The organism is Senegalimassilia anaerobia JC110 (assembly GCF_000236865.1).
In the GTDB taxonomy this organism is placed as follows: domain Bacteria; phylum Actinomycetota; class Coriobacteriia; order Coriobacteriales; family Eggerthellaceae; genus Senegalimassilia; species Senegalimassilia anaerobia.
Genome location: NZ_HE611015.1, coordinates 476,814 through 497,312, shown reverse-complemented (window position 1 = coordinate 497,312; position 20,499 = coordinate 476,814). Strand labels below are relative to the sequence as shown.

Sequence of the window (20,499 nt, the reverse complement as noted above, 5' to 3'; positions counted from 1 at the left end):
GGGCCTTCAAGCTTTCGGTTGCTGCTACTGAAAAGGTTTCGCGCCTTTCATGCTGCGTCTACCGGTTCGCGCAGGCGATGAGCGGGAGGTATTGCTGCGCGGCAGCTGGGACGGCAAGGTCGATGCTTTGGCCGTACGCGCTGATGGTGACGTAACCGGGGTTGTTGTACGTGGTAAGCGTGGCCGGGACGCCCGCGGCGGAACCGGACACGGTGCTAGCGGGCACGGCGTTGGCGGGAAGGTCGGCAACCTGCCAATCCTTGATGTCGAGGTTCTCGATGCAGGTTTGCACTTGCGCAGATGAGATGCCCGTGGCGTTGGCGATGTCCCAGGTGTGGGCCAGAAGCGCATCGGAAACGGCGTCTTTGACGCCCGACGCGTCGATAGCGGAGTTCATGGCGGTGGTTTTGGCGTTGCTTGCGGCGTTGGCAACCGGGGCTGCGGTGGATGTGGCGGGCAATAACGCGTTTGCGCAGCCTATGCCCACGCAAACGACCAGAATGCTCCCAAGGCAAACTCCCAGTGCTTTTCGTACCATGCGACGCTCCCTTTCCGCCCGATGGGCGGCCTCCATGTTGCTACGTACGGGCAGGATGCCGTCGGTGATGCTGTGATACGGCGATTGCGCTGCGAAGATGCGGCGGTTCGACGGCTCCTTGATGCTAAGGTTACGCGAACGCGGGCGGCGGGGGCCTAGGTTCTCGAAACCATCGCGGTTCCTTCGCGCTCTGCCGACGAAATCAACACGCATTCTGCAATTTCGCGGTATCGTGGTGTAGAAGGCGGCGGGTTTTGCGTCGTTTGGGCCGCGTGCGGGCGGCTCGCGCGGAATCGCAAGCTCATCTTCGCCGTCAATCGTGTATAGTACCCCCTGCGCCGACCGCGACGTTTCGCCGCGCGGCGCTACTATCCCCGCACACGTAAAACTACGAATGGGGCAATCGTGTGAACGAGCAGGCCCAAGGGTGGCCGGAGCAGGCAAGGAGGGTGCCGCATGAAGCTGGTGGTGACCGAGAAGAACGACGCGGCGACGAAGATCGCGGCGTTGCTGGGTGTGAAAAAGCCTAAGGCCGACAAGGTGTATTCCACGCCGGTGTACCGGTTCGAAGTGGACGGCGAGGAATGGGTGACCATCGGCCTGCGCGGTCATATCTTAGAGCCCGATTTCACGCCTACTCTTATATATAAGAAGCGCGGCGGTTGGCGTGGCGTCACTGCGCAGGGCGAGGCCATTCCGGCGCAGCTGCCCGCAAGTTTGGCGCGCCCGCCGTTCAAAAAGAAGAAGCCCTTTATCGAGGATGGCGTTGAGCTGAAGGCGTGGAAGATGGGCGCCTTGCCGTATCTAATCTACGCGCCTATCGAGAAGCTCCCGAAGGAGAAGGAGATCATCCGCAGCCTGAAGAACCTGGCGAAGAAGGCGGACTCCATCGTCATCGCGACCGACTTCGACCGTGAGGGCGAGCTGATTGGCTCGGATGCGCTGTCGTGCATCCAGGAGGTCAATCCCACGGCGCCGGTTTCCCGTGCGCGTTACAGCGCCTTCACGAAAGAGGAGATCACGCACGCGTTCTCCAACCTGGTGGAGCTAGACACGAATCTGGCCTCGGCCGGTGCATCCCGTCAGGACATCGACCTGATCTGGGGTGCGGTGCTCACGCGCTACCTCACGCTGGTCAAATTCGCCGGCTACGGCAACGTACGCAGCTCCGGTCGTGTGCAGACGCCCACGCTGGCGCTGATCGTGGCGCGCGAGCGCGAGCGCTTGGCGTTCATCCCCGAGGACTACTGGGTGATCAAGGGCGCCTTCGACGCCGGCGCCGCTGCCGGCCCGACCGCCGGTGACGGCGAGCTTGCCTTCACGGCGCCGCACTCCACGGCCCGCTTCAAGGACGAGGCGGCGGCGAAAGCGGCCATGGCCGCTGTGGCCGGCGCGGCAAGCGCCACGGTGGCGGCGGTGGAGAAGCGCACGCGCAAGCAGCAACCGCCCGTGCCGTTCAACACAACCAGCCTCATGGCCGCGGCATCGGCGGAGGGCCTTTCGCCGGCGCGCACTATGCGCATCGCCGAAAGCCTGTACATGGACGGCTATATCTCCTATCCGCGTGTCGACAACACGGTGTATCCCAGCTCGCTCGACCTGGCCGAAGTGGTGAAGACCATCTCGGGCAACCCGGCGTACGCCCCGTATTGCCAGCAGCTGCTCTCCGCTGGCGAGTTGCATGCCACGCGCGGCAAGAAGGAGACCACCGACCATCCGCCTATCTATCCCACGGCCAAGGCCACGCCCGACGACCTGGCACCGGCCGATTACAAGCTGTATAACCTCATCGCACGCCGATTCCTGGCAACGCTGTCGGATGCGGCCGTAGTCGAGGGCACGAAGGTCACGCTCGAAGTGGGCGGCGAGCATTTCGCGGCAAAGGGCGACGTGCTGGTGACGCCGGGCTATCGCGCCATCTACCCGTACGGCATGAAGAAGGACGAGCAGCTGCCCGCCATGAGCGAGGGGCAGCAGATCGCCTTCAACGGCGCCGAGTGCACCAAGAAGCAGACCGAGCCGCCGGCGCGTTACAGCCAGGGCAAGCTCATCCAGGAGATGGAGAAGCTGGGCCTGGGCACGAAGTCCACGCGCCACAGCATCATCGAGCGCCTGTACACGGTGAAGTACATCCAAAACGACCCCATCGAGCCCAGCCAGCTGGGTATGGCGGTTTGCGACGCCCTTGATAAGTTCGCCCCGCATATCACGCATCCGCAGATGACGGCCGAGCTGGAAGAGGAGATGGACAACATCGCCGAGGGCCGCAACACCAAAGACGCGGTGGTCACCAACAGCCGCAACCTGCTCTCCGAGCAGCTTGCCAACCTGCTGCCGCATTCCGAGGAGGTCAAAGACGCCCTGGCAGACGCCGTGGCGGCCGACGCCTACGTGGGCAAATGCCCCAAATGCGGCAAGGACCTGCAGATCCGCGTGTCCCAGAAGACGCGCGGCATGTTCATCGGCTGCGCCGGCTGGCCGGATTGCGACGTCACCTACCCGCTGCCGAAGGGCAAGGTGGAGGCGCTGCCCGATCCGTGCCCGACGTGCGGCATGCCCCAGGTGAAGGTGACGGCGTTCCGCTCTAAGCCGCGCACGCTGTGCATCGACCCGAACTGCGAGACGAACAAGGAACCCGACGTGGTGGTGGGCGAGTGCCCGAAGTGCGCCGAGGCCGGCAAGAAGGCCAAGCTCATCGCGCAGAAGAACCCGCGTACCCTGAAGCGCTTCATCCGCTGCGAGAACTACGACGAGTGCGGTGTGGGTTACCCGCTTCCGCAATACGGCGCCATCACGGCCACCGATGAGGTTTGCGAGCACTGTGGCGCGCCCATGGTAATCGTCACCACCACGCGCGGTCCATGGAAGCTGTGCCCGAACTTCAGCTGCCCGGGCAAGGAGATCGAGGCCGAGAAGAAGGCTGCGGCCAAGGAGGCCAAGGCGGCTGCGAAGAAGGCGCCGGCGAAGAAGGCCGCCGCCAAGAAGCCCGCGGCGAAGAAGACGACTGCGAAGAAGGCTGCTGCGGCGAAAACCGAGGAGCCGGCAGAATAACGGTTCGCGCATGGAGCGGACGCTCCGCTGAGCCTGGCGTATGACGAGATAGGCCCCGGAACGATGGTTCGTTCCGGGGCCTATTTGCGCTGATGTAGGTTGCGATGTCGGGGGCGGCAAGCCAGCCTAGATATCTTCGCCGTTCTCGATGGCGCGATAGAGGTCGCGGCCAGCCGTGTCGACGGCCACGAAGACAGGGAAGTCGTCGAGCATGATGCGGCGTAGCGCCTCGGTGCCCAGGTCGTCCCAAGCCACGGTCTCGCTTGCGGTGACGTGCTTGGCAAGCAGCGCGGCGATGCCACCGACCGCCGCGAAGTACACGGCGCAGTTTTCCACGCATGCGTCGATGACCGCCTGATTGCGCTTGCCCTTGCCGATGCACGCCGCGATGCCGGCTTGCATAAGCTGGGGCGTGGCGAAGTCCATGCGGCTTGCCGTGGTGGGGCCCACGCTGCCGAGTGGGCGGCCGGCAGCGGCGGGGGTGGGGCCGGCGTAGAACAGCGTCTGGCCCGCCAGCCCGAACGGCAGCTCGCCGGTATGCTCGAGCGCCTCGAGCGCACGGGCATGGCCTGCATCGCGCATGGTGTAGCAGGGGCCGGTCAGGCGCACTTCCTGGCCGGCTTTCAGATTCGCCAGTTGGGATTTGTCCAGCGGCAGGTTCAAACGTACGGGTTCGCTCATTTCCCCTCACCCCAATCGATCAGCTCGATGGATGCGCTGCGCATGGCTGAGCAGCCCATGTTCACCGCCACGGGCAGCGCGGCGATATGGCACGGCGCGGTTTCCAGGTGCACGGCAAGGGCGGTCGCGCCGCCGCCGAGGGCCGCCGGGCCGATGCCCGTGGCGTTGATGGCGGAAAGCAGCTCGGCCTCGCGCTCGGCGGCCCGCGGGCTTGCGGCGGGGGCTCCCACCTCGCGCAGCAGCGCGTGCTTGGCCAGGCCCGCTACCTTGTCGAACGTGGCGCCCACGCCCACGCCCACGATGAGCGGCGGGCAGGCGTTGGCGGCCTTCTCGCGCACGCAGTCGAGCACGACCTTCTTCACGCCCTCCCAGCCGGCGCCGGGCGCGAGCATGACCACGCGGCTTGCGTTGTCCGAGCCGCCGCCTTTGAGCAGCACGTGCAGCGTGGCTCCTCGGCCGGGGCGCAGGGCGATTTCCGCGAAGGCCGGCGTGTTGTCGCCGGTGTTGGTGCGGTCGAGCAGCGCGTCGGCCACGACGCTCATGCGCAGGCGGCCGTCGGTGTAAGCGCGCGCCACGGCGTCGTTGACGCCCGAGAGGATGTTGCCGGGGATGAGCAGCTCCTCGCCGACCTCCAGGCGCACCCAGCAGGTGCCGGTGTCCTGGCAGATGGGCACGCCGTCCTCCTGCCCGATGCGGGCGTTTTCCAACAGGCAGTCCAGTACGGACTGCGCACGCGGCTGCGTCTCGTCTTTGCGGGCTGCCTGCATAGCGGCAAGCACGTCGGGGCGCAGGTGCGTGGCGCAGCGGCGCACGGCGCGGTACACGGCGTCGGCCACGGCGTCGGCGGTGAGCGCGCCTGGCTGGGCCGCGGGCATGTTCTCGTCTTCCACGTTGTTCCTTTCCCTTATGATGCGTGCCCCTATTGTGCGCTATGCGATGGCCCGGTGCGGGAATTCCACGCAATCCGGGGAGCGGGGCGGGGGTTTTCGCGTGATTGCTTGCTGTGAAGGGGGGCGTGCGCCCGTATCGCCGTGAACGAGTGTGAAGCCCGCCGCGTATCGCTTTGCGTTTTCGTTCTCCTCCGTCGTTGCTTTTGCCAGGCGTATCGCGTGTTGCAAATGGCCTGCCGCGCATCGGGCCTTGCGCCGATGACGCGGCCTGAAGGCTTGGCTGCCCTCTTTCCGTATTCGCTTGCCTAATCTTTGCACGCCCCCAGCTCATCGGGCGAAACACACCTCATGGGCGTTTTTCGGGGAGAGTGCGCGCGGTGGGCGGGCGGCAAGGGTCAAGGGGTATAATCCCTAGTTGGACATACGTTTTCGCAAGGAAGCGGGAACGCTCACGCTAAGCGGCGCCGCCGGCGCCGTGCATAGGGAAAGGTGCATGGAGCAGCATGGATATCGCGCAGGAATCGTTGCGTTTGCATGAGCAGTGGCAGGGCAAGCTGGAAACCGTCCCGAAGATGAGGATCGAAACGCGCGAGGACCTGGCGCTGGCCTACACCCCCGGCGTCGCCGAGCCGTGCCGCAAGATCGCCGAGAATCCTTCCGATGCGTACAAGTACACCATGAAGGCCAACACCGTGGCCGTCGTCTCCGATGGCTCGGCCGTGCTCGGCCTGGGCAACATCGGCCCTGCCGCGGCCATGCCCGTTATGGAGGGCAAGTGCGCGCTGTTCAAGACCTTCGGCGGCGTGAACGCCGTCCCGCTGTGCCTTGATACCCAGGACGTCGACGAGATCGTCGAGACCGTCAAACGCCTCGCCCCCAGCTTCGGCGGCATCAACCTCGAGGATATCTCCGCGCCGCGCTGCTTCGAGATCGAGCGCCGTCTGATCGACGAGCTCGACATCCCCGTGTTCCATGACGACCAGCACGGCACCGCCATTGTGGTGCTTTCCGGCGTCATCAACGCGCTTCGCCTGACGGGCAAGCAGAAGGAATCGTGCCGCGTGGTGGTCAACGGCGCCGGCTCGGCGGGCATCGCCATCGCCAAGCTGTTGCTCAACTACGGCTTCAGGAACCTTATCCTGTGCGATAAGTGCGGCATCATCAACTCGCGCTCCGAGGGCATCAACGAGGTTCAGCGCGCCATGCTCGCCACCACCAACCTTAACGATGAGGAGGGTACGTTGGCCGACGCCATGCGCGGCGCCGACATCTTTGTGGGCGTCTCCGCCCCGGGCATCGTGTCCGCCGACATGGTGAAGTCCATGAACTCCGACGCCATCCTGTTCGCCATGGCCAACCCCACGCCCGAGATCTTCCCGGACGTGGCCCGCGCCGCCGGCGCCCGCGTGGTGGGCACCGGCCGCTCGGACTTCCCGAACCAGATCAACAATGTGGTGGCGTTCCCGGGCATCTTCAAGGGCGCCCTGGAGTCGCGCGCCACGCGTATCACGGAGCAGATGAAGCTGGCCGCCGCCGAGGCGCTCGCCGCGCTCGTCTCCGACGATGAGCTGAGCGAGGACTTCATCATGCCCGAGCCGTTCGACCCGCGCGCCGTGGAAGCCGTGGCTGCCGCCGTGGCCGGCGCCGTGCAGGGATAGCAACGTGGCCGATATCCGCAACACGGGCATCGTGAGCGAGGTGCCGATGATGCGCGAGGGCCGTCCAGCTTCGGGCGCCCCGGTGCACCCGGCTGCTCCCACGAAATCCCCCGATCAGGGGCTTTCCGCAGAGCAGGCGCCCGAGCGCGGCGTGTTCGTCACGTTCGAGGGCGGCGACGGCGCCGGCAAGACCACCCATATCCGCTTTTTGGCCAACGCCCTTTCGGCTATGGGCCGTGAAGTCGTGTGCCTTCGCGAGCCCGGCGGCACCGAGGTGGGCGAGCAGCTGCGCGGCGTGGTGTTGAATCCGGCGAACTCCAACATATGCGATGGCTCCGAGCTGCTCATATTCGAGGCGGCCCGTGCGCAGCTGGTCAGCCAGGTCATAGCCCCGGCGCTTGAGCGCGGGGCCGTGGTCCTGTGCGACCGCTTCACCGATTCCACCGTTGCCTACCAAGGCTACGGGCGCGGGCTCGACCGGGCGTTCGTGGAAGCGGCGAATGCCTTTGCGTGCCAGGGCATCGTGCCCGATCGCACCATCTTGCTGGTGGCCGACAGCGCCGCCGAGGGCCTGGAGCGCGCCACGCGCCGCGCCGGGGCCGATCGCATGGAGCGAGCCGGCGAGGATTTTCATGCCCGCGTGAACGCGGCGTTTTTGGAGATTGCGGAAAAGAACCCGCGCCGCGTGCGCCTGGTGCGCTCGAACGGGCGCAAATCGCATACGGCCGTGCAGGTGTTCGCCCAGCTGGCGGACCTGTTCCCGTGGATGGGCGATTTCGTGCGCGCCAACGAGGCCTACTTCGAGCGCCTCGACGTGCACCGCACCCACGAGGGGCGCGTGGATTACCGTGAGGATTCCGCATCGGCGCCTCGCGCGGAGCGTTCGGGCAAGGAGCAGCAGTAGCGCTTATGGCAGACGCATTCGAGAACATCTTGGGCCAGCCGCAGGTGCGCGAGTTCTTGCGCGCCACCGTGGCATCGGGGCGCGTCAGCCACGCGTACCTGTTCTGCGGGCCGGCAGGCTCGAACAAGACGCTTGCGGCGCTCGCCTTCGCTCAGGGCATCCTGTGCCCGAAAGGCCCCAAGGGCCCACGCGGCGGCAATTGCGGCGCTTGCGACACCTGCGGGCGCATCATGCGCAAGAAGCACCCGGATGTGCGCATGTTCGAGCCCGAGGGCGCTGCCGGCTATCTGGTCGAGCAGGTGCGCGGCATCGTGGCCGACACGGCCTTGGCGCCCATCCAGGCAGATCGCAAGGTCTACATCCTCGATCGAGTGGACCTGCTCGGCGTGCAGGCGGCCAACGCGTTCCTGAAAACGCTCGAGGAGCCGCCCGCCGATGTGGTGCTCATCCTGCTCGCGCGCACCCGCGAAAGCGTGCTGCCCACCATCGTCTCGCGCTGCCAGGTGGTGCCGTTCCGCACTATCCCGGTTTCCGAGGCGGCGGGCATCGTGGTGCAGAACTCGGGCGCAAGCCTCGAGCAGGCGCGCGTGGCGCTGCAAGCCTGCGATGGCTCCATCACCCGCGCGGTGGAGTTCCTGAAGTCCAACGAGCGCTTGGAGTTCCGCGCCCGGGTGCTCGAGGTGCTGGCATGCCTGCGCCGCGCCGACGATTGGGACGTCATCGGGTTCGCCGCCGACTTGGTGGTGCGCGTGAAGCTTCCGCTCGACACCGTGCGCGCCGAGCAGGAGGCCGAGCTCGCCGAGAATGCCGACTTCCTGGCGAAGTCGGCCATCCGTCAGATCGAGGCGCGCAACAAGCGCCAGCTCACGGCCAAGACCGCCGAGTCGCTGCGCCAGCTCACCGGCATCACCCGCTCGTGGCTGCGCGACATCATGGTCCAGGCCGCGGGCGCGTCCGATCAAGTGGTCAACGCCGACGTCAGGCCCTCCATCGAGGAAGCCGCGGCGCGTACCGACGCCGCGCGTGCCGCCGCTGCTATCGCGGCCGTGCGCCGCTGCGACGTCGCCATCTCTTATAATGTATCTCCTGAGACGTGCATCGACGCGATGCTGCTCGAGGTTCGCGACATACTGTACGGCCGTGCGCTGCCCAATGCGGCGCCGCGGGCGTATGCCAGATAGAAAGAAGGAGCGCCATGGTCCGCATAGCGCCTGTCAACCTGCCCTACAACCCTAAAACGCTGTGGTTCGATGCGGGCGAGCTGGAACTGCACGCCGGATGCGACGTCGTGGTCCAAACCGCCCGGGGAACCGAGTTCGGCCATATGGGCGAGCCTGCGTTCGAGGCAACGCCCGACCAGGTCAAGAAGCTGAAAACCCCTTTGAAGCCCGTCTTGCGCGTGGCTGATGACGAAGATCGCGCCAAGCAGGCCGAGCTCGAGGCCCGCGCCGCTGAGGCGCTCCCCGTGTTCAAGGAGCTTGCCGCGAAGGCCTCCGAGGAGATGCGCCCGGTTTCGGTGGAGTACCTGTTCGACGGTGACAAGGCCGTGTTCTACTTCGAATCCGAGAACCGCGTCGACTTCCGTGAGCTGGTGCGCACGCTTTCATCGCGCCTGCATGTGCGCGTCGACATGCGCCAGATCGGCGTCCGCGACGAGGCGCGTATGGTGGGCGGCCTGGGCCATTGCGGCCAGGAGCTGTGCTGCAAGCGCCTCGGCGGCGAGTTCTGCCCGGTGTCCATCCGCATGGCCAAGGAGCAGGACCTGTCGCTGAATCCGCAGAAGATCTCGGGCGTATGCGGCAGGCTCATGTGCTGTCTTCGCTACGAATATGATGCCTATAAGGATTTCAAAAGCCGTGCGCCGAAGAAGAACGCCCAGGTGGAAACGCCTGATGGCGTGGCGAAGGTAGTGGACCTGGATGTTCCGCGCGAAGTGGTGTCGCTGCGCATCGAGGGCGAGAAGCCCGTGCGCGTCCCGCTTGCCGACTTCGATGCACCCGAGGAGGGCGCACGTCCGAAGTGCGTGGGGTGCGAGGCTTGGGAACGTGCTTTGAGCGAACAGCCCGGCGATGCCTTCGGCGCCGCCGCAGCGCTGGCCACGCCGCAGCTGTCGGGCAAGGACAAGCTTGCCGACCGCGCTGGCGTGCGTCACGTCCCGGGCGGCAAGAAGGCCGACGGCGCCGGCGAGGCCAAGCCCGGTCGCTCCAGCAGGCGCGGCCGCGGCAAGGGCGAGCGCGCAGAGCAGAAGGCCGCCGAATCGCAGCCCGCGCGCAAGCCACGTCGCCGCCGCTCCACCAAGGTGTCGGGCGGTGCCGCTCAGACCGGGGAGAACCAAGCTCCGCGCACCGATTCCGCCCAAGCCGCAAACGCAGCGCCCGCCGGCAAGCAGCAGGGGCAGGGCGGCAAGCAGCCCAAGGAAGGCCAGGCCAAGCGTCGCGGCATGCAGCCGAGCAAGCGCCGTGGCCAGGGCGGCAAGGACGCCAAGCAGCAGAACCAGGGTGGCAAGCAATCCGGATCCGCCCAGCAGGCGGGCAAGCGCGGCCAAGGTCCCAAGGGCGGTGCCGACGCGCAGCGCGGCGGCAAGCCCGACGGCCAAGGTCCCAAGCCCCGCGTGCGTCCGGGTCAAAAGTCGTCGGGCCTGGCTCAGGCCCCTCGTCCCGACCAGGGCGGCCAGCGCAAACAGCGCGAAGGCGGCCAGGAAGGCCAGGCTCCCGGTCAGCATCGCCGTGCGCGCCGCCGCAGCCATAAGGCCGCAGGCGCCGGCGAAGGCCAGGGTGCCCCGCAGGGCAACTAGCAGCATTTCGCGCCCCCGCTTGGGCAGAAAGCGGGGGCGCCTGCGTCAGGAGGTATCAACGTGCACGGGGAAAACGGCCACGAGCTGCTCACCGATCTGTATCAGCTGACCATGGCACAAGGGTATTGGGAGACGGGGCAGGGCGCCACGCAGGCGTGCTTCCATGCGTATTTCCGCGACTATCCCTTCCGCGGCGGCTACGCCATCGCCTGCGGCATGGACCAGCTTGCCGAGCTCATCGAAGGGTTCGCGTTCAGCGCCGAGGATGTTGAATACTTGGCAAGCCTTGATGCGCCCGGCGGGGGCAGGTTGTTCAAGCCCGCGTTTCTGGAGTACCTGCGCACGTTCTCGCTGCGCGTTGACGTCGATGCCGTGGCCGAGGGCGCCGTGGTCTTCCCGCATGAGCCGCTCGTGCGTGTGATGGGGCCCATCATGGATTGCCAGCTCATCGAGACGGCGCTTTTGAACTGCGTGAACTTCGAAACGCTTATCGCCACCAAGGCCGCTCGCGTGTGCTTGGCGGCTCACGGTCTGCCCGTCGCCGAGTTCGGCCTGCGACGCGCCCAGGGCGCTGGCGGCGGCATGTGGGCAAGCCGGGCTGCGGTGGTTGGCGGCTGCGCGTCCACATCCAACGTGCTTGCGGGCAAAACCTACGGTCTGCCGGTGTCGGGCACGCATGCGCACTCGTGGGTCATGTCGTTTCCCAACGAGCTCGAGGCCTTTCGCGCTTACGCGCGCGAGTTCCCGCGCAACTGCGTGCTGCTCGTGGACACCTACGACGTGGAGCAGGGCATCCGCAACGCCATCACGGTGGGCCTTGAGATGCGCGCCCGAGGCGAGCGCCTGGCGGGCATCCGCATCGACTCGGGCGACCTGGCCTGGTTGGCGAAGATGGCGCGCCGCATGCTCGATGAGGCCGGCTTGGACGATTGCGGCATCGTGCTGTCCAACGACCTGGACGAATACACCATCCAGTCCATCTTGGACGAAGGCGCTCCCGTGAGCAGCTGGGGCGTGGGCACCAAGCTTGCCTGCGCGTTCGACCAACCCACGCTCGGCGGCGTGTACAAGCTTTCGGCGACGCGTGCCCCGGGGCAGGCTGAGTGGGTCGATCGCCTGAAGATCAGCGAGTCAGCGGCGAAGCTGACGGTGCCGGGCGTGCTCGACGTTCGCCGGTACTACAACGAAGATGGCACGATCGCCGGCGATATGGTGTTCGATGTGAACTCCGGTGTGGACGAGGGCCAGGTCATCGTGGACCCGCTCGACTCCATGCGCCGCAAGAAGCTTGCGGGCAAGCGGTTTTCCACGATGCTCGAGCCCCTGGCCCGCAACGGTCAGGTGGTGCTCGACGCAAACGGCCGCAGCGCCATGGAGGCGCAACGGCGGTGCCGCGAAGGCCTGGCCTGTTTGGACGAAAGCCAAAAGCGCATGCTCAACCCCCATACCTATCCGGTGGGCTTGGAGTATGGTCTTTGTGAGCGCCGCCGTGCGCTTGTTGGCAAGCTTCGCGGTATCGCGTAGGGTTGAATGTAATGTACGCGCGCTTCGGTCGCGCTTTCGATAGGGGGATTCATGATCAGGATCATCACCGATTCCGTGTCTTCGATCACGCAGGAGATGGCCGCCCAGCTTGATATCCAAGTGGTCACGCTGTACGTGAACCGCAACGGCAGGGAATACGAGGATGCAACCATGGACTTGGATGCGTTCTATGCCGATATCTACGACATGGTGGATGATATCCCCACGTCAAGCCAGCCTTCCCAGCATTTGCTTGAGGAGGTGTTCGAGGATGCGGCTCGCGCCGGAGACCAGGTGTGCGGCATCTTCATCTCCACGGGCCTTTCGGGCGCCTATGATGGCGCCTTGCGCGCCATCCGAGCGGTGGCCGCGCGCAACATCGGCTTCAAGTGGGAGCTGATCGACTCGCAGTCGTGCGGCTTCGACGAGGCGTTTCCCGTGCTCGAGGCTGTGGCCGCACGCGATGGGGGCGAAGATTTGCGCGGCGTGGCCCAGGCGGCCCTCGATGCCATTGAGCGCACCCGTTTCCTGTTCACGCCGGAAAGCTTGACGTTTCTGCAGAAAGGCGGGCGTATCGGCGGTGCGGCGGCGCTTTTGGGCAACCTCATCCAGCTGGCGCCCGTGCTTACCGTGCGCGATGGGTCGCCGGTCGCCTTCGCCAAAGTGCGCACGCGTAAAAAGGCCTTGGACAAGATCGTGGCGGCCATGAAGGCCGATATCGAGGAGCATGGCTTGCGCGATGTGGTGGTGCATTACATCGGTGATAAGGCCCCGGCGGTGAAATGGGCGCACGAGGTCATCGAGCCCATGCTCGGCCGCAAAGTCAGCGTGTTGCCGGTAAGCCCGGTGGTGGGGCTGCACGTGGGCCCGGCCGTCGGCGTCGCCTATGAATGCGCGCATGCCATATCGGGCAAGCTGACCGGGCCGAAGGCGGCCCTGACCTGCGCTTCCTAGGCGCGAAGCGAAAACCCGTCCACCGCCTGCGGGCGCGGGCGTTCCAACGAAAGGAGATGCATGGAAGCCCAGCCGAAATGCAATCTGATCATCGACTCCTGCTGCGACCTCCCCTTCGAGGTAATCGACCGTCCCGGCGTGCAGCTGCTGGAGTTTCCCTATATCGACGAAAAGGGCGAGCATAGCGACGATCTGTATCGCACTATCACGCCGCATGAGTTCTACGAGGGCATGCGCGCAGGTTCGCAGCCGTCCACGGCGCAGGTGCCTGTGACGGTGTTCCATGACGTGTTCTCGAAGGCCATCGAAAGCGGCGTTCCCACGGTGTATCTGAGCTTCACCAGCGGCCTTTCCGGCAGCTTCAATACGGCGGTGATGATGCGCGACCAGTTGATCGCCGAGCACCCCGAGGCCGAGCTGTACGTGGTCGACACCTATCTGGCATCGGTCGCCGAGGCGCTTCTGGTTTACGAGGCGCTCAACCAGCGCGACAACGGCATGACGGCGCGCGAGCTGGCCGCGTGGGCCGAGGAGGCGCGCTACTTCGTCGACGCCGAGTTCATGGTCGACGATCTGGAATCGCTGCGCCGCGGCGGCCGCATCCCCAGCACCGTTGCCTACGCGGGCGCGAAGCTCGATGTGAAGCCGCTGCTCAACATCAGCATCGAGGGCAAGCTTGCACTGACGGGTGTGGCGCGCGGGCGCAAGAAGGGCATCAGGCAGCTGGCCGAGTACTGCTCGAAGCGCATGACCGATCAAATGCCGGGCCGTTGCGTGGTCATCGGCAACGCCGACTGCCCCAAGGACGCGGCGCGTCTGAAGGAGCTGCTGGCGAAAGAGGACGACAACCTGCTGTTTTTGGAAAGCAGCATCGGGCCGGTCATCGGCAGCCATGTGGGGCCGGGCATGCTGGCCGTGGTGTTTTGGGGAGGCGATAGGCGCGAGGAGCTTTCAGTGGCCGATCGCATCGCCCGCAAGATCAAGAAAGAGGGTTAAGCCATGACGAAGGCTTTCGTGTTCGCTGGAAACGATACGGTAGGGAATATGGTGGTCGATCGCCTGTGCGGCGCGGGCTGGCAGCGCGTAGGCGATGCGGGCGCCGCCGACGCCGTCCTCACCTACTTCACCACGCAAACCGCGCTCGAGGACGCGTACTTCGGCGATAACGGCATCGTCCAGGGCGCGCGCAAGGGCACGCTGCTCATCGACCTTTCGTGCACCACGCCCACCTTCGCACGCGAGCTCAACGCCATGGCCTGCGTTGCCGACCTGGTCGCCGTCGAGGCGCCGCTCGTGGTCACCGACGTAGCCGTGCCCGATGCGTTCGCGGTGCGAGAGAATCTGGGCTGCTTCGTGGGTGGCGAAGAGGACTGCGTCGAGGCGGCGCGCGAGGTGCTCGACCTGCTGGTCGCCCACGTGACTGACGCTGGCGGCCCGGGCTCGGCCCAGCTTGCCCGCGCCGCATACAGCCTGCAGGCGACGGCGCAGCTGGTCGCCGCCGTGGAGGCCGATGCGCTGTACCACGCGGTGCGCACGTCCTCCGACATGGGCGAGATCGCCGGCATGCGCGCCGGCGCGATCACGCCGGCCGGCGATGCGCTGTTGGCCGCCGTCACCGATGGCCGTTTCGACGGCACCTACACGGTGGAGATGCTCATGGGCGAGCTGACCGCGGCCCTGACCACCGCCGACGATGCCGACCTTATCCTGCCGCAGGCAGAGGCCGTCCAGCGTCTGCTGGAGCTTCTGGCCATCATCGGCGGTTCAGACAAGGCTCCCTCGGCGTTGTCGCTGGTCTACCGCGAGGAGGATGCATGCGCGAAGGAGGGTCTGGACTGGACCCGCGCCGAGCAGACGTACGGCGATCATGATCACGACCATGACGATGAAGCCGACTGGGACGACGATTTCGGCGATGCCGGCATCATGGACGACGACGGCATGACGGGCGCCTATCCCGGTTTTAATTAGGCGTCTTGCCCGTAAAGGGCGATCGAATGACGCATGAGGGCCCGCAAGGCGGTGGCCCGGCTGCTTGGAAGGGCGCAATTGCCGACGCATGCTGCCCGTTGCGTGCCGGGTTGCGCATTGCGGGCCCTTTTTGATGGTGTGGACGATTGCGCATTTGCTTGATCTGAGCGATGCCGCAGCCGTGCGCCGCAGAGCCGGGTTGCGCGATGCGGGTCCGTTTCGTCGGCTGGGCGGCTGGGCCGTCGATTGGCGGGGCGAGCGCTACGTCGCAGCAGGCAGTGGCGCGTGCGGGCGGTTTTCGACGCGCAATCGCGTAGAGAAGCGGGGAAGGGTCTGCTATGGAGTTCGAAGAATCGTTGGCTTGCTGCCAGCTGTGCCCGCGGGCGTGCGGCGTCGACCGCGCTGCCGGCGAGCGCGGCGTGTGCGGGGCCCAAGGGGAGCTGGTGGTTGCCCGCGCGGCATTGCACATGTGGGAGGAGCCGTCTATCAGCGGCTCTCGCGGCAGCGGCACCGTGTTCTTCTCGAACTGCCCGCTGCGATGCGTGTACTGCCAGAACCAGGTGATCGCCGATGGGCGCGCTGGCGTGCCCGTTACGGTGGATGACGTGGCGGATATGTGCCTTGACCTGCAGCACCAGGGGGCGTTGAACGTCAATTTCGTCACGCCGACGCACTATTCGCCCCATATCCGTGCTGCCGTAGCCCGTGCCCGTGAGCGTGGTTTGGCGCTGCCCGTGGTGTGGAACACCTCGGGGTACGAGACGGTGCAGGCCGTGCGGGACAACGTCGGCACGGTGGACGTGTACCTGACCGATTTCAAGTATTGCTCGAGCAGCCTTGCCCGCCGTTACTCCGCGGCACCCGATTATCCCGAGGTGGCCATGGCGGCGCTTGAGGAGATGGTGCGTTGCGTGGGTGCTCCCGAAGGCGACGAGGTGGACGGGCAGCCGCGCCTTACGCGCGGGGTGGTGGTGCGCCACCTGATGCTGCCCGGCGCCTTGGAGGATTCTAAGCGCGTGGTGCGCACGATATGGGAGCGTTTCGGAAACGATGTGCTGCTGTCGCTGATGAACCAGTACACGCCGGTGCTCGCCGATGCGGCGCAAGCTGGGGATGCGTGGGTGCAACACCAGCTTCAGCGCTGCCCTGAGCTGGGCGGACGCGTATCTGATGGCGAATACGAGGAGTTGCTGGACTATGCCGATTCGTTAGGCATCGAGGATTATTTCTGGCAGCAAGGGGGTGCGGCGAAGGACAGCTTCATTCCCGCATTCGATTTGACCGGGGTGCCGCGGTAATATCGCACAAACGTTCTTGACCACGAACAAGCGTACGAGTATAGTATGTGTCTACTACACGTACGGATGTTTGTGGAAAGGACTAGCCATGGATGTGCAGGAGAAGCTGGAGATCCTCGCCGATGCGGCGAAGTACGATGTCGCCTGCACGTCGTCGGGGTTGCAGCGCGGTTCGAAGGCCGGCTATGTCGGCAACGCGCTCGGCGCCGGATGCTGCCACAGCTTCACGCCCGATGGGCGGTGCATTTCGTTGCTCAAGGTTCTCATGACCAACGTATGCGTATACGACTGCGCGTATTGCGTTAACCGTTGCAGCAACGAGGTACCCCGTGCAGCGTTCACGCCCGAAGAACTGGCCGATCTCACCATGGCGTTTTACCGCCGTAACTATATCGAAGGGCTGTTCCTCAGTTCGGGCGTCATCGGGTCGCCCGACCACACCACCGAGCTTATGATCCGCACGCTTCAGCTGCTACGCGACCATCACCGGTTTCGCGGGTATATCCACGCGAAGGCAGTGCCGGGTACCTCGCCGGAGCTCATCGATAGGCTTGGCCATCTTGCAGATCGCATGAGCGTGAACCTCGAGCTGCCCAGTCAGACAAGCTTGAGCTTGCTATGTCCACAGAAAACAAAGCAGCGAATCATAGCCCCTATGCGTCAAATCCGAGACAACATGGCGCAGGACCGCGAGTCTCGCGGGATATCGCGTCGAAGCGCAACGTATCTGCCTTCCACCCGTCCGAAGGAGCGGGGGCGTGCGTTCGCGCCGGCAGGGCAGTCCACGCAGATGATCATAGGAGCCACGCCTGAAACCGATTTCCAGATTCTCAACCTGTCGCAGGCGCTCTATAAAACCCTGCAGCTCAAGCGTGTGTTCTTCAGTGCCTATCTGCCGGTAAGCTCCGATGAGCGCCTGCCGCAGAACGTTGGGGTGCAGCTGAACCGTGAGCACAGGCTGTATCAGGCCGATTGGCTGCTGCGCTATTACAAATTCGATGTATCGGAAATCATCAGCGCCAGTGCCCCGAACCTGGAGATGGATGTGGATCCGAAAGCTGCATGGGCGGTAAACCATCTGGATTTGTTTCCGGTGGAGGTGAACACGGCGCCGTTGGAAGTGTTGCTGCGTGTGCCGGGGATAGGGCCACGTGGGGCCCGTTTGATCTTGCGAGCACGACGCACAACCTGTTTGCGGGAAGGGGAGCTTCGAAAGCTGGGGATCGCGTTCAAACGAGCACGCTATTTCATCACCTGCAACGGGAAGTATCAAGGAAACGGGGTGGAGTTTTGCCCCGATGCTTTGCGGGCGCAGTTGGCAAGCCCCATCGAAGGCGGCCGTCATGGCGCTCGCTCCGGCAAGGTGCTGCCCGGTCAGCTCAGCTTGTTTGGGTCCGAGGTCGGGCGCGCTGCCATAGGCGCGGGGGATAAGGCCACCATGCCGGCAGGTGGCGCGATCGGGGCGCGGCAGCTGCAGGGGCCGGCGGCTGCCGAAGTCGCTGCGGTAGCCGACGGGGTCTTCGGCTGGCAGCACGCGTTGCAGGGCCGGCAGAAGGTGCCCGCATGAGCGCGGATGCCATGCTGGAGCCGCTCGGCAATGTCGCGTATGTGCATGACGGCACCACAGAGGGGCTGCTTTCGGCTATTTTTCAGGCGTATGCGCTTCATGAGCAGCCCGAGGACTTTTCGAGCAAAGCAGGGTTGCAGCCTCGGTTGGGGCAAAGCGTGCGATATATCGAAACCGATGCGGCGCTGGCATCGCGCGTTAAGGCGGTAATCGTGCGAAAGGCAGGGCGGGATGCTTGGGATGCGGTGTTGCACGCATCGCTGTCAGATGATCCTTCGGCTGGTGTTGCGGTATACCGGTTCGTTCGGCATGTCATGGCGCGGCCTGCCGCTGCGAATGCCGGTTTGATTCGCAATATGGCTCACCCTATCGCCGGTCCCGTTGCCCGACTTAACCGTTCGGTGATGAATGAGCGGCACCTCATGCTGCAGTTCCTGCGTTTCGAGCACTTTGAAAACGGCATATGGTTCGCAAAATGCAACCCCAAGGCCAATGTGGTGCCGTTGCTCATGGGCTGGTTTGCGGGTCGGTTCAACACCGAGCGGTTCGTCATATACGACGAGGTGCATCAGGTTGCGGGCATCTACGATGGTGCAAATTGGTATATTGCGCAAACCGATGAGGTGCATCTGCCGCAGCATTCCGATGAAGAGGCCGCAATGCAGGCGGCGTGGAAAGGTTTTTACGATGCTATGACCATCTCAGCTCGTTACCACCCGGAGCTTCGAAGGCAGTTCATACCGAAACGGCTGTGGCGAAATATCGCGGAGCTGCATGATGAGGTGGCGGATGGAAATGCGAAAAGCGCATTGCCTGCTGTTGCAATACCTTCGGGAAGACGGCTGTAAACCGCGATCGCACACGTGAACGATTGACCTTCTGCTGTCGTAACGCCTCTGGGTAGGCGCGCGGGAAAGGCGCTCGGTCGGAGGGGCGTTGCTTTCGAGATGCCGCCGATGCCGGTCATCGGCGGCAAGACTCTCGCTACAGTGTACGTGCCGCGTTGTCCGGGTCGATCGACATGCTCTGGAAACGCTCCTCCATATACTGATTGTCGAAGTGATCGTCAATGAAGCGGGAGATGGCGTTATCGGGAGCGACGCCGGCCTCGCGCTGATACCAGCGGTCAAGCGACATCAAGGTCATGCCGCAGTCCACAATCATCAATGCGGCGCATACGGTGGTCAGCGTATACCGCCAGTTCCAAGGGATGCGGTTGACCAGTCGCAGCATCCAGGGAAGGCATAGCTTCACCCAGAACAATCCCAACACGCCCCACATGGCCATGAACATGCCGTTGGTGCGGCCGTCGATGGAAAGGAACGTTCCGGTGTAGTCCCAGGCAACGATGCCGAAGGCGAATTGCATGAACCAGCTGACCGCATATTCAAACGCCCCGCCGATCACGGCGCTCACCAGGAAGATCACGGGAAAAGGCGCTTTGTGGAAGCGGTTGAGCGCCATAGTCATCAGCATCGCGCCCACGCCGTAGATGGGACTAAAGGGCCCGAACAGCAATCCGGCACGGTCCTCGTAAACGCCAGGGTCCACTACCAGCACGTGATACACGGTTTCGATAACAAGACCGAGCACGCTGCACACCACGAATATCCAGAACAGGTTGAAGAAGTTCAGGGTGATGTAACCGCGTCCGGTGGGATCAAGGCCGAGCGTGCCGTCCTCTGCTTGCTCCCTGGTCTCCATGTCGCGCAGCTTGCGGCGCAGCTCACGCTCGCCGGCGAGCGCGGGGTCGAGGTAGGACTGCATGACGATCAAGAACACCGCCACCACGGCATGGGGGATGACGTTGGCTCCCAGGCCGTTGAGCATGATGGAGCAGATGATGATGGCGGCCAAAATGAATATCATGGCCTCGGTGCCATGGGCGGCATGCTTGCGTTTGTTCCGCAGCAAGCGGATGCCGAAGATAGCGAACATGGTTGCTAGCGCCGTGTACAGCATCGTTTCCACCACAAAGATGACCACGGTTGCGGTGGAGGCTTCGACATCAAGGCTGCCGGACGTGAATGCCAGCACCATGGTTACGATGGTGATCGTCAAAAGCACCGCGGTGGCTCCGCCTGCAGCAAGGCACAGCACGCCGAACACCTTCACCGCCAAGGGGAGGCGTTTGCGATCGATGGCGTCTCGGTCGGCTCGGTAGCGCTTTTTCACCATGGGAGAGGGTGTCGCGTTAGGGGAAGTTTTTTGTTCGTCGTTAGTCATGAAACTCCAAAAGGGATATCGCGTTCGCAGGATGGCGGGTTCTTGCCGCGAACCAGTATAACCAGATACCAGCGATAGTTTGACAAGAGCGGTTAACAGTTCGGTTGCGATGCGAATTTAAGACCATCTGTGCTTTTCTCGCATGAGCAATGATAGACACGGGACGGTGGTTCTGCGAAATGTGCAAGAACTTATGGAAGGGAGGTTCTTCCATCTTCTTCTCCTCACATGCGGGCGCGTAACGTGTCCAGCTATATCTTGGCGTTGGTGGTTGTACCTTTTATGGGATAGGCTTTGAGAATCCGGGTTGTTGTCGTACAATGGCCCGACACGCATTTTTGTGTGCCGGCATGACGCAATGGTAGCGTAGCAGTTTTGTAAACTGCCTGTTGCAGGTTCGAGTCCTGTTGCCGGCTCCATCGTTACGTCAAGGCCATCGCTTT

General features: G+C 64.4%; 16 protein-coding genes and 1 tRNA gene. 13 read left to right on the top strand and 4 right to left on the bottom strand.

Annotated elements, in window-relative coordinates:
- Positions 1–58: 58 nt before the first annotated feature.
- Positions 59–538: a hypothetical protein gene (locus SFHG_RS05470; RefSeq protein WP_042435272.1), complete on the bottom strand. Its 480-nt coding sequence runs from the start codon at positions 536–538 to the stop codon at positions 59–61.
- A 456-nt stretch (positions 539–994) separates the two neighbouring features.
- Between SFHG_RS05470 and SFHG_RS05465 the strand changes: the two genes are divergently transcribed.
- Positions 995–3,589, top strand: a complete 2,595-nt coding sequence (locus SFHG_RS05465) for a DNA topoisomerase I (protein WP_042434696.1) — start codon at positions 995–997, stop codon at positions 3,587–3,589.
- A 126-nt stretch (positions 3,590–3,715) separates the two neighbouring features.
- Here SFHG_RS05465 and SFHG_RS05460 read toward each other — a convergent pair whose 3' ends face one another.
- Both SFHG_RS05460 and SFHG_RS05455 read right to left on the bottom strand, forming a co-directional pair.
- Positions 3,716–4,270, bottom strand: a complete 555-nt coding sequence (locus tag SFHG_RS05460) for a FumA C-terminus/TtdB family hydratase beta subunit (RefSeq protein WP_042434693.1) — start codon at positions 4,268–4,270, stop codon at positions 3,716–3,718.
- On the bottom strand, positions 4,267–5,160 hold the full coding sequence (locus SFHG_RS05455; RefSeq protein ID WP_202898108.1) for a fumarate hydratase: 894 nt from the start codon (positions 5,158–5,160) through the stop codon (positions 4,267–4,269). The genes SFHG_RS05460 and SFHG_RS05455 overlap by 4 nt, the downstream gene beginning before the upstream one ends.
- A 503-nt stretch (positions 5,161–5,663) precedes the next feature.
- Here SFHG_RS05455 and SFHG_RS05450 point away from each other — a divergent pair.
- From SFHG_RS05450 to SFHG_RS05400, 11 genes are all read left to right on the top strand, one after another.
- Positions 5,664–6,818, top strand: a complete 1,155-nt coding sequence (locus SFHG_RS05450; RefSeq protein ID WP_042434690.1) for an NAD(P)-dependent malic enzyme — start codon at positions 5,664–5,666, stop codon at positions 6,816–6,818.
- A 4-nt stretch (positions 6,819–6,822) separates the two neighbouring features.
- Positions 6,823–7,722, top strand: a complete 900-nt coding sequence (gene tmk / locus SFHG_RS05445) for a dTMP kinase (RefSeq protein WP_202898107.1) — start codon at positions 6,823–6,825, stop codon at positions 7,720–7,722.
- 5 nt (positions 7,723–7,727) lie between these two features.
- Entirely contained in the window at positions 7,728–8,903 is a 1,176-nt protein-coding gene (locus SFHG_RS05440) for a DNA polymerase III subunit (protein WP_042434687.1), read from the top strand.
- Positions 8,904–8,917: 14 nt separating this feature from the next.
- Positions 8,918–10,516, top strand: coding sequence for a regulatory iron-sulfur-containing complex subunit RicT (locus SFHG_RS05435; protein WP_042434684.1), 1,599 nt, complete (start codon positions 8,918–8,920; stop codon positions 10,514–10,516).
- A 60-nt stretch (positions 10,517–10,576) separates the two neighbouring features.
- Positions 10,577–12,040 (top strand): nicotinate phosphoribosyltransferase, encoded by a 1,464-nt coding sequence (locus tag SFHG_RS05430; RefSeq protein WP_238318276.1) that lies wholly within the window; start codon positions 10,577–10,579, stop codon positions 12,038–12,040.
- Between the two features lie 51 nt (positions 12,041–12,091).
- Complete coding sequence (locus SFHG_RS05425) at positions 12,092–12,994, top strand: DegV family protein (protein WP_042434678.1); 903 nt, start codon at positions 12,092–12,094, stop codon at positions 12,992–12,994.
- Between the two features lie 60 nt (positions 12,995–13,054).
- Complete coding sequence (locus SFHG_RS05420; protein ID WP_042434675.1) at positions 13,055–13,990, top strand: DegV family protein; 936 nt, start codon at positions 13,055–13,057, stop codon at positions 13,988–13,990.
- A gap of 3 nt (positions 13,991–13,993) precedes the next feature.
- Complete coding sequence (locus tag SFHG_RS05415) at positions 13,994–14,965, top strand: NAD(P)-binding domain-containing protein (RefSeq protein WP_042434672.1); 972 nt, start codon at positions 13,994–13,996, stop codon at positions 14,963–14,965.
- A gap of 338 nt (positions 14,966–15,303) precedes the next feature.
- The gene (locus SFHG_RS05410; RefSeq protein ID WP_042434668.1) at positions 15,304–16,263 is read left to right on the top strand and encodes a radical SAM protein; all 960 of its coding nucleotides are present in this window, start codon (positions 15,304–15,306) and stop codon (positions 16,261–16,263) included.
- Positions 16,264–16,351: 88 nt separating this feature from the next.
- The gene (locus SFHG_RS05405; RefSeq protein WP_042434665.1) at positions 16,352–17,830 is read left to right on the top strand and encodes a putative DNA modification/repair radical SAM protein; all 1,479 of its coding nucleotides are present in this window, start codon (positions 16,352–16,354) and stop codon (positions 17,828–17,830) included.
- A complete protein-coding gene (locus tag SFHG_RS05400; protein ID WP_042434662.1) occupies positions 17,827–18,678 on the top strand; it encodes a TIGR03915 family putative DNA repair protein in 852 nt (283 codons plus the stop codon). Before SFHG_RS05405 ends, SFHG_RS05400 begins: the two co-directional genes overlap by 4 nt.
- A 136-nt stretch (positions 18,679–18,814) precedes the next feature.
- Here the strand turns inward: SFHG_RS05400 and SFHG_RS05395 are convergent, their stop codons facing one another.
- Entirely contained in the window at positions 18,815–20,056 is a 1,242-nt protein-coding gene (locus SFHG_RS05395; RefSeq protein WP_238318275.1) for a putative ABC transporter permease, read from the bottom strand.
- A gap of 344 nt (positions 20,057–20,400) precedes the next feature.
- On the opposite strand from SFHG_RS05395, the gene SFHG_RS05390 reads away from it, so the two are divergent.
- Positions 20,401–20,475, top strand: a tRNA-Thr gene (locus SFHG_RS05390).
- Positions 20,476–20,499 lie beyond the last annotated feature (24 nt).

Bases quoted from the DNA above. Each gene is read 5' to 3' on its own strand.
- SFHG_RS05470 (WP_042435272.1), bottom strand. From the start codon at position 538: ATGGTACGAAAAGCACTGGGAGTTTGCCTTGGGAGCATTCTGGTCGTT.
- SFHG_RS05465 (WP_042434696.1), top strand. From the start codon at position 995: ATGAAGCTGGTGGTGACCGAGAAGAACGACGCGGCGACGAAGATCGCG.
- SFHG_RS05460 (WP_042434693.1), bottom strand. From the start codon at position 4,270: ATGAGCGAACCCGTACGTTTGAACCTGCCGCTGGACAAATCCCAACTG.
- SFHG_RS05450 (WP_042434690.1), top strand. From the start codon at position 5,664: ATGGATATCGCGCAGGAATCGTTGCGTTTGCATGAGCAGTGGCAGGGC.
- SFHG_RS05440 (WP_042434687.1), top strand. From the start codon at position 7,728: ATGGCAGACGCATTCGAGAACATCTTGGGCCAGCCGCAGGTGCGCGAG.
- SFHG_RS05435 (WP_042434684.1), top strand. From the start codon at position 8,918: ATGGTCCGCATAGCGCCTGTCAACCTGCCCTACAACCCTAAAACGCTG.
- SFHG_RS05425 (WP_042434678.1), top strand. From the start codon at position 12,092: ATGATCAGGATCATCACCGATTCCGTGTCTTCGATCACGCAGGAGATG.
- SFHG_RS05420 (WP_042434675.1), top strand. From the start codon at position 13,055: ATGGAAGCCCAGCCGAAATGCAATCTGATCATCGACTCCTGCTGCGAC.
- SFHG_RS05415 (WP_042434672.1), top strand. From the start codon at position 13,994: ATGACGAAGGCTTTCGTGTTCGCTGGAAACGATACGGTAGGGAATATG.
- SFHG_RS05410 (WP_042434668.1), top strand. From the start codon at position 15,304: ATGGAGTTCGAAGAATCGTTGGCTTGCTGCCAGCTGTGCCCGCGGGCG.
- SFHG_RS05405 (WP_042434665.1), top strand. From the start codon at position 16,352: ATGGATGTGCAGGAGAAGCTGGAGATCCTCGCCGATGCGGCGAAGTAC.
- SFHG_RS05400 (WP_042434662.1), top strand. From the start codon at position 17,827: ATGAGCGCGGATGCCATGCTGGAGCCGCTCGGCAATGTCGCGTATGTG.
- SFHG_RS05395 (WP_238318275.1), bottom strand. From the start codon at position 20,056: ATGACTAACGACGAACAAAAAACTTCCCCTAACGCGACACCCTCTCCC.